13 protein-coding genes are annotated in these 13,198 nt (G+C 71.2%); 10 read left to right on the top strand and 3 right to left on the bottom strand.

The window, feature by feature from the left end; genetic code table 11:
* Position 1: 1 nt before the first annotated feature.
* The 7 genes from nuoI to GA0070607_RS10840 all read left to right on the top strand — a co-directional run bounded on the left by nuoI (position 2) and on the right by GA0070607_RS10840 (position 8,045).
* Positions 2-643, top strand: coding sequence for an NADH-quinone oxidoreductase subunit NuoI (gene nuoI / locus GA0070607_RS10870; protein WP_089018096.1), 642 nt, complete (start codon positions 2-4; stop codon positions 641-643).
* Positions 640-1,410, top strand: coding sequence for an NADH-quinone oxidoreductase subunit J (locus GA0070607_RS10865; RefSeq protein WP_089018095.1), 771 nt, complete (start codon positions 640-642; stop codon positions 1,408-1,410). Before nuoI ends, GA0070607_RS10865 begins: the two co-directional genes overlap by 4 nt.
* Positions 1,410-1,727, top strand: a complete 318-nt coding sequence (gene nuoK, locus GA0070607_RS10860; RefSeq protein WP_089018094.1) for an NADH-quinone oxidoreductase subunit NuoK — start codon at positions 1,410-1,412, stop codon at positions 1,725-1,727. The genes GA0070607_RS10865 and nuoK overlap by 1 nt, the downstream gene beginning before the upstream one ends.
* Positions 1,728-1,738: 11 nt before the next feature.
* Entirely contained in the window at positions 1,739-3,664 is a 1,926-nt protein-coding gene (gene nuoL, locus GA0070607_RS10855; RefSeq protein WP_089018093.1) for an NADH-quinone oxidoreductase subunit L, read from the top strand.
* Positions 3,665-3,728: 64 nt separating this feature from the next.
* A complete protein-coding gene (locus GA0070607_RS10850) occupies positions 3,729-5,264 on the top strand; it encodes an NADH-quinone oxidoreductase subunit M (protein ID WP_089018092.1) in 1,536 nt (511 codons plus the stop codon).
* 52 nt (positions 5,265-5,316) lie between these two features.
* A complete protein-coding gene (gene nuoN / locus GA0070607_RS10845) occupies positions 5,317-6,870 on the top strand; it encodes an NADH-quinone oxidoreductase subunit NuoN (protein ID WP_089018091.1) in 1,554 nt (517 codons plus the stop codon).
* 101 nt (positions 6,871-6,971) lie between these two features.
* A complete protein-coding gene (locus tag GA0070607_RS10840; RefSeq protein ID WP_089018090.1) occupies positions 6,972-8,045 on the top strand; it encodes a polyprenyl synthetase family protein in 1,074 nt (357 codons plus the stop codon).
* On the opposite strand, the gene GA0070607_RS10835 is transcribed toward GA0070607_RS10840, so the two are convergent.
* Entirely contained in the window at positions 8,021-9,250 is a 1,230-nt protein-coding gene (locus tag GA0070607_RS10835) for an MFS transporter (protein ID WP_089018089.1), read from the bottom strand. The two genes, GA0070607_RS10840 and GA0070607_RS10835, sit on opposite strands and share 25 nt — an antisense overlap.
* Positions 9,251-9,404: 154 nt before the next feature.
* Between GA0070607_RS10835 and GA0070607_RS10830 the strand changes: the two genes are divergently transcribed.
* From GA0070607_RS10830 to GA0070607_RS10820, 3 genes are all read left to right on the top strand, one after another.
* Positions 9,405-10,187, top strand: coding sequence for an IclR family transcriptional regulator (locus GA0070607_RS10830; RefSeq protein ID WP_089018088.1), 783 nt, complete (start codon positions 9,405-9,407; stop codon positions 10,185-10,187).
* Positions 10,188-10,432: 245 nt separating this feature from the next.
* Complete coding sequence (locus GA0070607_RS10825) at positions 10,433-10,948, top strand: sigma-70 family RNA polymerase sigma factor (protein ID WP_089021781.1); 516 nt, start codon at positions 10,433-10,435, stop codon at positions 10,946-10,948.
* Positions 10,945-11,652, top strand: coding sequence for an anti-sigma factor family protein (locus GA0070607_RS10820; RefSeq protein ID WP_089018087.1), 708 nt, complete (start codon positions 10,945-10,947; stop codon positions 11,650-11,652). The genes GA0070607_RS10825 and GA0070607_RS10820 overlap by 4 nt, the downstream gene beginning before the upstream one ends.
* Before the next feature lie 7 nt (positions 11,653-11,659).
* Here GA0070607_RS10820 and rarD read toward each other — a convergent pair whose 3' ends face one another.
* Entirely contained in the window at positions 11,660-12,586 is a 927-nt protein-coding gene (gene rarD / locus GA0070607_RS10815; RefSeq protein WP_089018086.1) for an EamA family transporter RarD, read from the bottom strand.
* Between the two features lie 17 nt (positions 12,587-12,603).
* Positions 12,604-13,080 carry a GNAT family N-acetyltransferase gene (locus GA0070607_RS10810; protein ID WP_089018085.1) on the bottom strand — a complete coding sequence of 159 codons (477 nt, stop codon included), beginning with the start codon at positions 13,078-13,080 and terminating at the stop codon, positions 12,604-12,606.
* Between the last annotated feature and the right edge of the window lie 118 nt (positions 13,081-13,198).

Genomic DNA, 13,198 nt, shown 5'->3' with positions numbered 1-13,198 from the left:
CGTGGGCACGATCACCGGAACGTTCAAGGGCTTCGGGGTCACCTTCTCGCACATGTTCAGGAAGGTCGTCACCACCGACTACCCGTTCAAGCCGCCGGTGTCGGCGCCGCGCTACCACGGGCGGCACATCCTCAACCGGCACCCGGACGGGCTGGAGAAGTGCATCGGCTGTGAGCTGTGCGCCTGGGCCTGCCCGGCGGACGCGATCTTCGTCGAGGGTGGCGACAACACCGACGAGCAGCGTTTCTCGCCGGGCGAGCGGTACGCCAGCGTCTACCAGATCAACTACGCCCGGTGCATCTTCTGCGGGTTGTGCATCGAGGCCTGCCCGACCCGTTCGCTCACCATGAGCAACGAGTACGAGCTGGCCCGGGACAACCGGCAGGATCTGATCTTCACCAAGGAGCAGCTGCTCGCACCGCTGCTCGAAGGCATGGAGCAGCCGCCGCACCCGATGCGTCTGGGTGACAGCGAGAAGGACTACTACGTGGGCGCGTTGGACAACCCGGGCACCTCCGCCGGTGCGGAGAAGTCCCCGATGGGCCCCGGCCGCTACCAGGTCGAGGAGCACCCCGGCGTGACGTTCCCGGGCGCCGAGCAGGCGGCCCAGCGAGCCGGCGCGGGTAAGGGAGACGGAGCATGACCACGGAGACGGTGCTCGCCGCGGCGGGTTCGGTGCCCGGCGGCGAGGCGGTCACCTTCTGGATCCTCGCCCCGCTGGCGTTGATCGGGGCGATCGGCATGGTGGCGGCGCGCAACGCCGTGCACTCGGCGCTCTGGCTGGTGCTGACGATGCTCTGCCTGGGCGTGTTCTACGTGCTCCAGGCCGGTCCGTTCATCGGCATGGTGCAGATCATCGTCTACACCGGCGCGATCATGATGCTCTTCCTGTTCGTGCTGATGCTGGTCGGCCGGGACTCCTCGGACTCACTGATCGAGACGCTACGCGGCCAGCGGGTCGCCGCGATCGCGCTCGGGCTGGGCTTCGCCGGCCTGATCGGCAGCGGCGTCTACCAGGCGCTGGACGAGACCACCGCGGTCGGCCTGGAGCAGGCCAACGCGGAGGGGAACGTGCAAGGCATCGCCCGTCTGCTGTTCACCAAGTACGTCTTCGCGTTCGAGCTGACCTCGGCGCTGCTGATCACCGCGGCGGTCGGCGCCATGGTGCTGGCGCACGTCGAGCGGCGCAAGCAGGACAAGATGGACCAGCCGGCCACCATGCGGGCGCGCTTCGCTCCGGGTAACTATCCCGGCCCCAAGCCGGGCCCCGGAGTCTTCGCGACCTCTTCCTCGGTGGCCACCCCGGCCCGGCTGCCCGACGGCCGCCTGACCGACCGCAGCACCCCGGCGATCCTTCCGCAGCGCGAGCTGACCGCCGAGGAGACCTCGCTGAAGGGGACGGACAAGTAATGGACGGGTTCTTCTCGGTCGAGCCGAACTACTACCTGGTACTCGCCGCGGTGCTGTTCACCATCGGCGCCGCCGGGGTGCTCGTCCGGCGCAACGCGATAGTGCTGTTCATGTGCGTGGAGCTGATGCTCAACGCGGCCAACCTGACGCTGGTCACCTTCAGCCGGATCAACGGTGACCTCAACGGTCAGATCATGGCGTTCTTCGTGATGGTGGTGGCGGCGGCTGAGGTCGTGGTCGGTCTCGCGATCATCATGTCGATCTTCCGGACTCGACGCTCCGCGAGCGTCGACGACGCCAACCTGCTCAAGTACTAAGGGGCAAGCAAGTGGAAGAGACTGTGCAGTACGCCGGTGCCACGGGCTTGCTCGGCAGCGTCTGGCTGCTCGTGGCGATCCCGCTGGTCAGCGCGGCCATCCTGCTGCTGCTCGGCCGGCGGGCCGATCGCTGGGGGCACTGGTTGGGCGTCGCCGCCATCGGTGCCGCGTTCGTGCTCGGCCTGGCCTCCTTCTTCCAGCTGCGTGGCCTGGAGAACAAGTCGGTCGAGCTGAGCCTCTGGGACTTCATCGCGGTCGGTGATCTGCGGGTCGACTTCGGCCTGCTGTTCGACCCGCTGGCCGCCGTCTTCGTCCTCCTGATCACCGGCGTGGGTTTCCTGATCCACCTGTACGCAGTGGAGTACATGGCGCACGACGCGGGCCGCCGCCGGTTCTTCGCGTACTTCAACCTGTTCGTCGCGGCCATGCTGCTGCTGGTGCTCGGCAACAACTACGTGATGCTGTACTTCGGCTGGGAGGGCGTCGGTCTGGCGTCGTACCTGCTGATCTCCTTCTGGTACGGGCGGCCGAGCGCCGCCACCGCCGGCAAGAAGGCGTTCCTGATGAACCGGGTCGGCGACGCCGGCCTGGCCATCGGCATCTTCATCATGTTCGCCACCCTGGGCACCACCCAGTACGACGAGGTGTTCAACGGCGTCGGCGCGCTGGCCGGCTCGACCGTGCTTGTGCTCGGCCTGCTGCTGCTGCTCGGCGCGACCGGCAAGTCCGGCCAGTTCCCGCTGCAGGCGTGGCTGCCGGACGCGATGGAGGGCCCCACTCCGGTGTCGGCGCTCATCCACGCCGCCACCATGGTCACCGCGGGCGTCTACCTGATCGCCCGGTCCAACCCGATCTTCTCCGCCAACTCGACGCTCCAGCTCGTGGTGGTCAGCGTCGGTGCGCTCACCCTGTTGATCGGCTGCATCATCGGCGCGGCCAAGGACGACATCAAGCGGGTGCTCGCCTGGTCGACGGTGAGTCAGATCGGTTACATGTTCGTCGGCGTCGGCCTGGGTGGCGGCGCGTACGCGCTGGCCATCGTGCACCTGCTGGCGCACGGCTTCTTCAAGGCCAACATGTTCCTGGGCGCCGGCTCGGTCATGCACGGGATGAAGGACCAGGTGGACATCCGCCGCTTCGGCGGGCTGTCGAAGTACATGAAGATCACCTGGTTGACCTTCATGATGGGCTGGCTGGCCATCATCGGCATGTTCCCGTTCTCCGGCTTCTTCTCCAAGGAGCCGATCATCGTGGCCGCCTTCGAGCGGGCGGACTGGACCGCCTGGCTCTTCGGCGGGGCGGCGCTGCTCGGCGCCGGGCTGACCGCGTTCTACATGACCCGGCTCTTCGTGCTCACCTTCCACGGCCCGAAGCGGTGGACCGAGGACATCGAGCACCCGCACGAGTCGCCGGCACTGATGACCATCCCGCTGGTCCTGCTGGCGGTCGGCTCGGTCGGCGCCGGTTTCCTGCTCGCGACGTCGGTGCCGGACTGGCTGACGGCGACCGCCGGGTTGGGCGGCGAGCATGCCGAGCACGAGGCGGTCCTCTCGCACGCCGTCATCACCACGCTGTCGCTGCTCGTCACCGTGCTCGGCGCCGGGCTGGCCTGGTTCCTCTTCCGGGCCGGTACGGCCACCGCGCCGCAGCCGGCCGGCGTGCTGGTCACCGCCGCCCGGCGCAACCTCTACACCGATGCGGTGAACGAGGCGGTCTTCGAGAAGCCCGGCATCTTCCTCACCCGGGCGCTGGTCTTCCTCGACAACCGGGGCGTCGACGGGCTGGTCAACGGGCTCGCCGCCGCGGTAGGCGGCGGCTCGGGCCGGCTCCGGCGGCTGCAGACCGGCTTCGTCCGCTCGTACGCCACCTCGATCCTGGCCGGTGCGCTGCTGGTGATGGCGGCGTTCCTGGCGGTGCAGGCCGGGTGGTTGGCGTGATCGACCTCTTTCCGGCCGCCCCCGCCGGCGGACCACGCAGTGACGACGGAGGTAAGGCCGCATAATGTCCAACTTCCCGTTCCTCTCGGTGCTCACCGTGGCGCCGCTGGTCGGCGCCCTGGTGGTGGCGTTCCTGCCGCGCCACCGGCCGGAGCTGGCCAAGCAGGTGGCGTTCGCCTGGTCGCTGCTGGTGCTGGTGCTCTCGGTGGTGATGTGGGTCAGCTTCAACGCCGGCGGTGACCGGTTCCAGTTCCGCGAGTCGTACTCGTGGATCCCGGACTGGGGCGTCAGCTTCACCTTCGCCGCCGACGGCATCGCGCTGGTGATGCTGATGCTGATCGCGGTGCTGGTTCCGCTGGTGATCCTGGCGTCCTGGCACGACGCGGAGTCGTCGAAGCGGTCGGTGCCCGTCTACTTCGCGCTGCTGCTGGTCCTCGAGTGCACGATGATCGGCGTCTTCGCCGCCGCCGACGTCTTCCTGTTCTACGTGTTCTTCGAGGTCATGCTGGTACCGATGTACTTCCTGATCGGCAGCTACGGCGGCCACCAGCGGCAGTACGCGGCTGTGAAGTTCTTCCTCTACTCGCTCGTCGGCGGCCTGTTCATGCTGGCCGCGGTGATCGGGCTGTGGGTGGTCGGCGGGAAGACCTTCGACTGGCAGGCGCTGTCGCAGGTCGACATCAGCACCGGCACCGAGCGCTGGCTGTTCCTGGGCTTCTTCCTCGCGTTCGCCATCAAGGCACCGTTCTTCCCGTTCCACACCTGGCTGCCGGACGCCGGTGGCGCCGCACCGGCGGGCGCCGCGGCGCTGCTGGTCGGCGTGCTGGACAAGGTCGGCACGTTCGGCATCCTGCGCTACTGCCTGCCGCTGTTCCCCGAGGCGTCGAAGTGGTTCGCGCCGTGGGCGCTGGCGCTGGGCGTGATCGGCATCATCTACGCCGCGCTGTTGGCGGTCGGCCAGAACGACCTCAAGCGGCTGGTGTCGTACACCTCGATCGCGCACTTCGGGTTCATCGGGGTGGGCATCTTCGCCTTCACCACCCAGGCCGGCACCGGCGCGGTGCTCTACATGCTCAACCACGGTCTGGCCACCGGCCTGCTCTTCCTGGTGGTGGGCATGCTGGTCGCCCGACGTGGCTCGGCCCTGATCAGTGACTTCGGCGGTGCCGGCAAGCTGGTTCCGGTGCTCGCCGGGGTGTTCTTCTTCGCTGGTCTCGCCTCGCTCGCGCTGCCGGGCACCGCGCCGTTCATCTCCGAGTTCCTGGTGCTGATCGGCACCTTCACGGTGAACAAGCCGGTCGCGGTCATCGCCACGCTCGGCATCATCCTGGCCGCCGCCTACGTGTTGTGGATGGTGCAGCGCACCACCCAGGGCACGCTCAACCCGGCACTGACCGAGGTCGACGGCATGCGTCGGGACCTCAACCTGCGCGAGAAGGTCGTGGTCGCCCCGCTGATCGCGCTGATCGTGCTGCTCGGCTTCTACCCCAAGCCGGTCACTGATGTGATCAACCCCGCCGTCCAGGCGACCATGGACGACATCGGCAGGACCGACCCCGCCCCGTCGGTGGGTGGCACCGTCCAGGAGGCGCGCCGGTGAACGCGAGGAGTGAGCTTGCGAGCCCCGCAGTCGTGAACGAAAGGCCGGCCCGATGACCGAGTTGAAACTGCCGTCGCTCAACTACGCGGCGCTCGCCCCGATCATGATCATGCTGGGCGTCGCTCTGCTCGGCGTGCTGGTCGAGGCCTTCGTTCCCCGGCGCCTGCGGCACGTCGTGCAGCTGACGCTGGCCCTGCTGGCCGTCCTCGCCGCGCTGACCATGGTGGTCCTCAACGCCGACGACCGGATCATCACCGCCGGTCAGGCCCTCGCGGTGGACGGGCCGACGCTCTTCCTCCAGGGCGCGATCCTGGTGCTGGCCGCGATGGCGCTGCTGCTGATCGGTGACCGCTCGGTGGAGCGCGGCGGGGCGTTCGTCGCCCAGGCTGCGGTGACCGCGGAGTCGGCCGACGACCGGCGGCAGGCCGAGGGGCGCAACGGCCTCACCGAGGTCTACCCGCTCACCACGTTCGCGATCGGCGGCATGCTGATCTTCGTGGCGGCGAACGACCTGCTGACCATGTTCATCGCGCTGGAGGTCTTCTCGCTCCCGCTGTACCTGCTCTGCGCGCTGGCTCGTCGCCGGCGGCTGCTGAGCCAGGAGGCGGCGATGAAGTACTTCCTGCTCGGCGCGTACGCCTCGGCGTTCTTCCTGTTCGGTGTGGCCCTGATCTACGGCTTCACCGCCGGCATCCCGGGCCGCGTGGCCGGGGTCGACTTCGCCACCATCAACGCGGCGGTGACCGAGTCGCCGGCCAGCCCGGTGCTGCTCTTCGCCGGCATGGCGCTGCTCGCCATCGGTCTGCTCTTCAAGGCCGGGGCGGCCCCGTTCCACGTGTGGACGCCGGACGTCTACCAGGGTGCGCCGACCCCGGTCACCGGGTTCATGGCCGCCTGCACCAAGGTCGCCGCGTTCGGCGCGCTGCTGCGCGTCTTCCACGTCGCGTTCGCCGGCGCCGCCTGGGACTTCACTCCGGTGCTCGGCGCGGTGGCGGTGCTGACCATGCTGGTCGGCGCGGTGCTCGCGGTCACCCAGACCGACATCAAGCGGCTGCTCGCGTACTCCTCGATCGCCAACGCCGGCTACCTGCTGGTCGGCGTGCTGGCGCCGAGTCGTGAAGGCCTCGCCGGCACGATGTTCTACCTGGTCGCGTACGGCTTCTCGGTGCTGGCCGCGTTCGCGGTGGTGACCCTGGTCCGGGACGACGACGGGGAGGCCACCCACCTGTCCCGCTGGGCCGGGCTGGGCCGGCGCTCGCCGTTCTTCGCCGGACTGTTCACGTTCATCCTGCTGGCCTTCGCCGGCATCCCGCTGACCAGCGGCTTCATGAGCAAGTTCGCGGTCTTCGGGGCGGCGCTGGACGGCGGTCAGGCGTGGCTGGTGATCGCCGGTGTGCTGACCAGCATGGTGCTGGCCTTCCCGTACCTGCGGGTCGTGGTGATGATGTGGCTGTCCGAGCCGGGCGAGTCCACGCCGACCGTCACCGTGCCCGGCGGCCTCACCTCCGCCGCGCTGATGATCGGCGTGCTGGCCACCCTGGTGCTGGGCATCGCCCCGGCGCCGCTGCTCGACCTGGCGACGGGAGCCGCCGACTTCGTCCGATGACCAGAGCATCGGCAACCGGGGGCCGGCACGCGTTCGCGTGCCGGCCCCCGGTGCGTATCCCCGGCCCGGAGCAGGTAGAACGGGTGTGGCATGGTTGATGCGTGGTGATTCCGGCTGGCGAGCGTTCAGGTGCCACCGGCTCCGGCGGTCGCCGGGGTCGGGCGAGCACGAGTCAGTTCGGCGCGCTCGGCCTTCATCTCGCCGATCCCCGCGTCGAGGCGTCCGTGCTGAGGCTGCTGGACGCGGTCGAGGTCGAGCTGCGGGCCAGTGTGGCCAGCGCCGACCCGTTCGTCACCGAGGCCGCCCGGCATCTCCTCGAGGCCGGCGGGAAGCGGTTCCGGCCGTTGCTGGTGGCGCTGGGCGCCCAGTTCGGTGACGCCACCAGCCCGAGGGTGGTCTCCGCGGCGGTGGTGATGGAGCTCACCCACCTGGCCACGCTGTACCACGACGACGTGATGGACGAGGCGGACGTGCGCCGGGGCGCGCCGAGCGCGAACTCCCGCTGGACCAACTCGGTGGCCATCCTGGTCGGTGACTACCTCTTCGCCCGGGCCGCCGACATCGCGGCCGAGCTGGGTCCGGAGGCGGTCCGGTTGCAGGCGCGGACCTTTGCCCGCCTGGTGCACGGCCAGATCGCCGAGACCGTCGGGCCGCGCGCCGGCGACGACCCGGTCGCGCACTACCTGAGCGTGATCGCCGAGAAGACGGGCTCCCTGATCGCCACGTCGGCCCAGTTCGGCGGCATGTTCGGTGGCGCCTCCGCCGAGCACATCGAGGCGCTGGCCGGATACGGCGAGACGATCGGCGTCGCCTTCCAACTCTCCGACGACCTGCTGGACATCGCCTCCGAGTCGGTGCAGTCCGGCAAGACGCCCGGCACGGACCTGCGCGAGGGCGTCCCCACGCTGCCGGTGCTCTACGCCCAGGCGGCGGACGACTTCGACGCGTCCTCGGTGCGGCTGCGGGAGATCCTGGCCACCGGCCCGCTGACCGACGACGCGCTGCACGCCGAGGCGCTGGGGCTGCTCCGGGAGAGCCCGGCGCTCAAGCGTGCCCGGGAGACCGTGCGCAGCTACGCCGAGGACGCTCGCGAGCGCCTGGCTCCGCTTCCGGCCAGCCCGTCCCGCCGCGCCCTCGAATCGCTCTGCGACTACATCGCCGACCGCACCAGCTGATCTCCGGTTCGGTTCGCCCCGGCGGCGATGCGGGTCAGCAGGCGACTGCCGACGAGCATCAGAGCGGCGGCGAGCAGCATGGACACCGCCGCGGTGGTCCACATCGCCGGGTAGCCGAGGTGGGCGGCGAGCGGGCCGAGGCTCAGTGGGCCGAGACAGCCGCCCGCGTACACCCCGGTCTGGGTGATCGAGGTGGCGGCGGCCGGGGCCTGCGGGTGGAGCCGGACCACCGCGAAGTTCATCAGACCGGGCCAGGCCCAGCCCAGGCCGAAGCCGAGTACCACGCCGGCCACCAGCGGCACCGCGCCGGTCAACGCGAGCAGGCCCAACCCGCCGGCACCGACCACCAGCATCGCGGCGATGAGCGCGACGTGACCGCCGGTACGGCGGTCGGCCAGCCAGCCGGCACCGACACGGGCCACCACGCAGACCGCGCTGCCCAGGGTCAGCGTGAGACCGGCGAGGCCCGGTGAGAGCCCACGGGCGGCCGCTGAGTCCACCAGGAACGTGCCAAGCGCGTTGGCGGCGGCCGCGGCCAGTGTCGCCGCCACACCGATCACCACCAGCGCCACCGTGGCACGGCCAGCACGCTTGGCGTCGGCCCGCCGGGCGCGGTCGGGCATCTGCCGGGGTACGGCGGGCAGCGTGGTCAGCGCCGCACCGGCGGCGGCCACGAACGCCCAGCGCCAGCCGGCGGTGAGCGCGATGGTGGGCACCGCCGCCCCGGCCAGCAGGGTGGAGACCGGGATGGCCGACTGCTTGACGCCGAACGACAGCCCCTGCCGACGGGCCGGGACGTGCTGCGCCAGAACGGCGTTGCTGGCCAACTGGCCGAGGGCGTTCGCGGTGGCGCTGAGCGCCAGCAGCGCGACCAGCGCCGGGTACGACCGGGCGAACACCGCCACGGCAAGCATCGACCCGGCGGCCAGCACGATGCCGCAGCGGGCCACCATTGCCGGCCCGTACCGCTCGACCAGACGACCGGAGGGCACCGAGGCCAGCGCGCTGACCCCGAAGTAGACGGCCACTGCCAGGCCCAGACCGGCCGGCGAGAACCCGAGGTCGGCGCCCATCTGCACGGCGAGGCCGCCGAGCAGGAAGACGGGCAGCACGCAGGCCACGGTGGTGAGCACAGCGCCGGCGCCGGCCCGGATCGGGCTGGTGCGGGCGCTGTCGGGGGCGGGGGTGCGGGTGGTGTCGTTCATCGTCCGGCAAACCTACGCGAGTCGCGCTCGGACCACTCCCGGTGACCGGCGGTGCACAAGGCGTGGATGGTGATCTGGCATCCTCGACCCGAACAGGCATTTCGCACCGGGCCTGTTTTTCATATGGTGTAAGTCCCCGGCGGCGGAGGTGGTTGTGCGCGACCCCTTGGCAGAACCTTCGGACCTGATCCGCAGCGTGTCCCGAGCGCTGCGGGTGCTCGAGTCGGTCGGTCGCGCCCCGAAGGGCCTGACCGTCAAGCAGATCGCCCGGCGGTGCGAGCTGACCGTGGCCACCACGTACCACCTGGTCCGCACCCTGGCCTACGAGGGCTACGTGATCCGTCGGGAGGACGGCACGTACATCGTGGGGTTGGAGGTGGCCGACCGCTACCGGGAGCTGGTGACCGCGTTCCGGGGGCCGCCGGCGGTCGGTGAGACGCTCCGGCGGGCCGCCGCGGACACCGGCTACAGCCACTACCTCGGCCGCTTCGTCGGTGGCCAGGTCGCCCTCACTGCGGTCGCCGAGGGGCCCCGGTCGCCCTACCTGGAGGACCTCGTCCCCGGCTTCGACGAGGGGGCGCACGCCACCGCACTCGGCAAGTCCCTGCTCGCCACGCTCACCGCCGAACAACGCTTCCGCTACCTGCGGGAATACGGCATGCGCCCGTTCACCACAGCCACGTTGACCAGCACCGAGACGTTCGAGGCCGACCTGGCCGCCGGCGACCGGCGGGGGATGCAGTTGGAGCTGGGTCAGTTCCGCCAGGGGGTGGCCTGCGCGGCCGTGCTGGTCACGCCGGACAAGGACATGGAACGCCGGGTCGTGCTGGCCTGCGCGCTGCCCGCCGGCGAGATGATGACCTCCGCCCGGGTGGTCCGGGCCAAGCTGCTCACGGTGGCCCGCGCCGTCGCCGACGGCATCGCCGCCGACCACTGACCGGACGCCGAGAGGCCCTCTCCCCGGCTGGGAGAGGGCCTCTCGTGGCGGTCCGGCGCCGGACCGCCGGAGCAACGTCAGCTGCCCACCGGGCCGCCGTCCAGGCGCCAGGTGACCACCACGCCCGGCTTGGGGGCACCGACCGCACGCAACCGGTCTGACCTCGGGCTGAACCGATCGGCGTGACCGCACGTATTCACGAGCGGACGCACCGCCCGACGCGCGCCGGGAGTGAGGAGACCGCCATCAGCGACCACGACGCCCAACTGCTGCGCGCGCTGCACGACGAGCACGCGGAAGCGCTGTACGCCCACGCCCTCCGACTGGTCAACGGGGACCGGCAGCGGGCTGAGGACCTGGTGCAGGAGACGCTGCTGCGGGCCTGGCGGCATCCGGAGTCGCTCGACCCGCGCCGCGGCTCGGTGCGGGCCTGGCTCTTCACCACCGCCCGCAACCTCGCCATCGACGCCTGGCGTCGGCGGTCCACCCGGGTCGGTGAGGTGTTCACCGACGAGATCCCGGAACCGCCGGAGGTGGTCGACGAGGCCGAGCGCGCGGTGGAGGCGTGGACCGTCGCCGAGGCGCTGAACCGGCTCAGCGCGACCCACCGCGAGGTGCTGGTCGAGTGCTTCTACCAGGGGCGGTCGGTGGCCGAGGCGGCGTCCCGGCTGGGGGTGCCACCGGGCACCGTGAAGTCCCGCACCCACTACGCGCTGCGGTCACTACGGTTGGTCCTGGCTGAGATGGGAGTGACGGGATGACCCGGTGCGAGTTCGCGCACGACGATGGCGCGTACGTGCTGGGTGCCCTGGCCCCCGCCGAGCGGGCGGCCTACGAGCGGCACCTCGCCGGCTGCGCCTCCTGCCGGGACGCGGTCGCCGAGATCGCCGTCCTGCCCGGGCTGCTCGGTCGCCTCGACCCGGCGGGTCTGGAGCAGTTCCTGCCACCGCCGACCGAACCCCGGGTGCCCGCGCTGCTCGAGGAGGCCAGAGCCCGCCGGCGGCGCGAGCGGTGGGCCATCCGCCGGCGGTACGCGCTGACCGGGCTGGTCGCCGCCGCGTTCGCCCTGGTGGTCGGCGTGGGCACCGCAACTGTGCTGCGCGGCACCCCGGGCGTCCCGGGCTCCCCGGGCACTCCCGGGCCGCAGGTGTCGATGGTCGCCATGCGGCCGGTGGCCTCCGCCGGGCCGGTGCACGCCGAGATCGGGCTGACCGGCACCGACTGGGGCACCGAGGTGACCATGCGCTGCGGGTACGACCCCCGGACCGGCTACGGCAAGGCGTACACCTTCCGGTTGGTGGCGCGTGGACCCGACGGCGCGACCGAGCAGATCGGCTCCTGGCTGGCCGCGCCGGGCGACGCACTGCAGTTCACCGGCGCCACCCGGTTCACCGACGCGGAACTGGTCAGCGTCGAACTGCAACGCGCCGACGGCACCCCGGTCCTCTCGTACGCCGTCCCCTGACCCCGGATCAGGGTGCGGGGACGGGGGTGCGGGGGGTGGCGGCGCGGGCGCGGGCGCGCGTGCGGCGGGACTGGCGGACGGCGTCGGCGGTGAAGACGACGAGGGCGAGCCAGACCAGCGCGAAGCCGGCGAGGCGGGCCGGTGGCATGGGCTCGTGGAAGATCAGCACGCCGCAGCCGAGCTGCAGGATCGGTGCCAGGTACTGGATCATCCCGAGGCTGCTCAGCGGCAGCCGGTTGGCGGCTCCGGCGAAGAGCAGCAGCGGGATCGCGGTAGCCGCGCCGGCCAGCACCAGCAGCGCCGTGTGCCCGGCCGAGACGTGCCCGAAGGTCGACTCGGCACGCCGGGTCAGCCAGGCCAGGTAGCCCAGCGCGGGCAGCGCCAGCACTGCCGACTCGACGAAGAGCCCCTCCGCGGCGGGCAGCCCGAGCCGCTTCTTGACCAGGCCGTAGCCGGCGAAGCTGAACGCCAGGGTCAGGGCCAGCCAGGGCAGCCGGCCGTAGTCCACGGTGAGCACCGCGACCGCCGACGCGCCGATTCCCAGCGCCACCCACTGCGCCGGGCGCAGCCGCTCCCGCAGCACCGTCACCCCGAGCAGCACCACCACCAGTGGATTGATGAAGTAGCCGAGCGCGGTCTCCACCACCCGGTCCGAGTTGACCCCGTAGATGTAGGTGCCCCAGTTGATCGCGATCAGGGCCGCGGCGACGACGATTCCGGCCACTGCCCAGGGCCGGCGCAGCAACGCCCGCAGGAAGCCGACGTTGCGCAGCGCGCCCAGCAGCAGGGCCACGAAGACCACCGACCAGACGATCCGGTGGGCGAGGATCTCCAGCGGACCGGCCGGTCGCAGCAGCTTGAGGTAGAGCGGAAAGAAGCCCCAGAGCAGGTACGCGCCGAGGCCGTAGAGGTATCCCAGGCGGAGTGGCGTCACGGCTCCACCGTAAGGGGTCAAACCGCGCTTTGTTCCTTTCCGGTGACCGGGGTCACCGGTGGACGTCGGTCGAGCTGCATCCATCGCGTGGGCTCGTCCAGGGGGGTGAAGCCCACCCGCGCGTACACCTCGTGCGCGTCGTTGGTGGCCAGCAGGATCCGGCGTACGCCCAGCTCGGCCAGGTGGTCGCGGACCGCGCCGGCCAACCAGCCGCCCAACCCGTGACCCCGGGACGCGCGGTCCACGTACACGTCGCAGAGCCAGGCGAAGGTGGCCCCGTCGGTGACCGCCCGGGCCACCGCGACCTGGCGGCCGTCCCCGGGCCGGTAGACGCCGAACGGCAGCGACCCGGCGAACGCCCGGACGACCGTCTCCCGGTCCCGGCCCAGTGCCCAGTACGCGTCGGTCGACAGCCACCGGTGCACCCGGTCCAGATCCAGCCGGGCGGGATCGGTGCTGAGGAGGTGGCCGTCGGAGCGGGTCAGCGAGAACACCCCACGACGCTAGCCGTCCGGACCGGCCCCGACGCCGGCCAATTCTCGGACTCTGGTCACCGGACCGCCCGGGCTCCGGCCACGGCCGGGGCCCGGGCGGTCCGGGTCGATCCTGGTC

Origin of the sequence: Micromonospora coriariae (assembly GCF_900091455.1) — a bacterium.
GTDB classification, from domain to species: domain Bacteria; phylum Actinomycetota; class Actinomycetes; order Mycobacteriales; family Micromonosporaceae; genus Micromonospora; species Micromonospora coriariae.
The sequence above is the reverse complement of the archived record's forward strand: the minus strand, read 5'-3'. Positions and strand labels throughout refer to the sequence as shown.

Coding starts and splice junctions, on each gene's coding strand:
- GA0070607_RS10835 (WP_089018089.1), bottom strand. CDS start 9,250: ATGAACGACACCACCCGCACCCCCGCCCCCGACAGCGCCCGCACCAGC.
- GA0070607_RS10850 (WP_089018092.1), top strand. CDS start 3,729: ATGTCCAACTTCCCGTTCCTCTCGGTGCTCACCGTGGCGCCGCTGGTC.
- nuoN (WP_089018091.1), top strand. CDS start 5,317: ATGACCGAGTTGAAACTGCCGTCGCTCAACTACGCGGCGCTCGCCCCG.
- GA0070607_RS10820 (WP_089018087.1), top strand. CDS start 10,945: ATGACCCGGTGCGAGTTCGCGCACGACGATGGCGCGTACGTGCTGGGT.
- nuoK (WP_089018094.1), top strand. CDS start 1,410: ATGGACGGGTTCTTCTCGGTCGAGCCGAACTACTACCTGGTACTCGCC.
- GA0070607_RS10865 (WP_089018095.1), top strand. CDS start 640: ATGACCACGGAGACGGTGCTCGCCGCGGCGGGTTCGGTGCCCGGCGGC.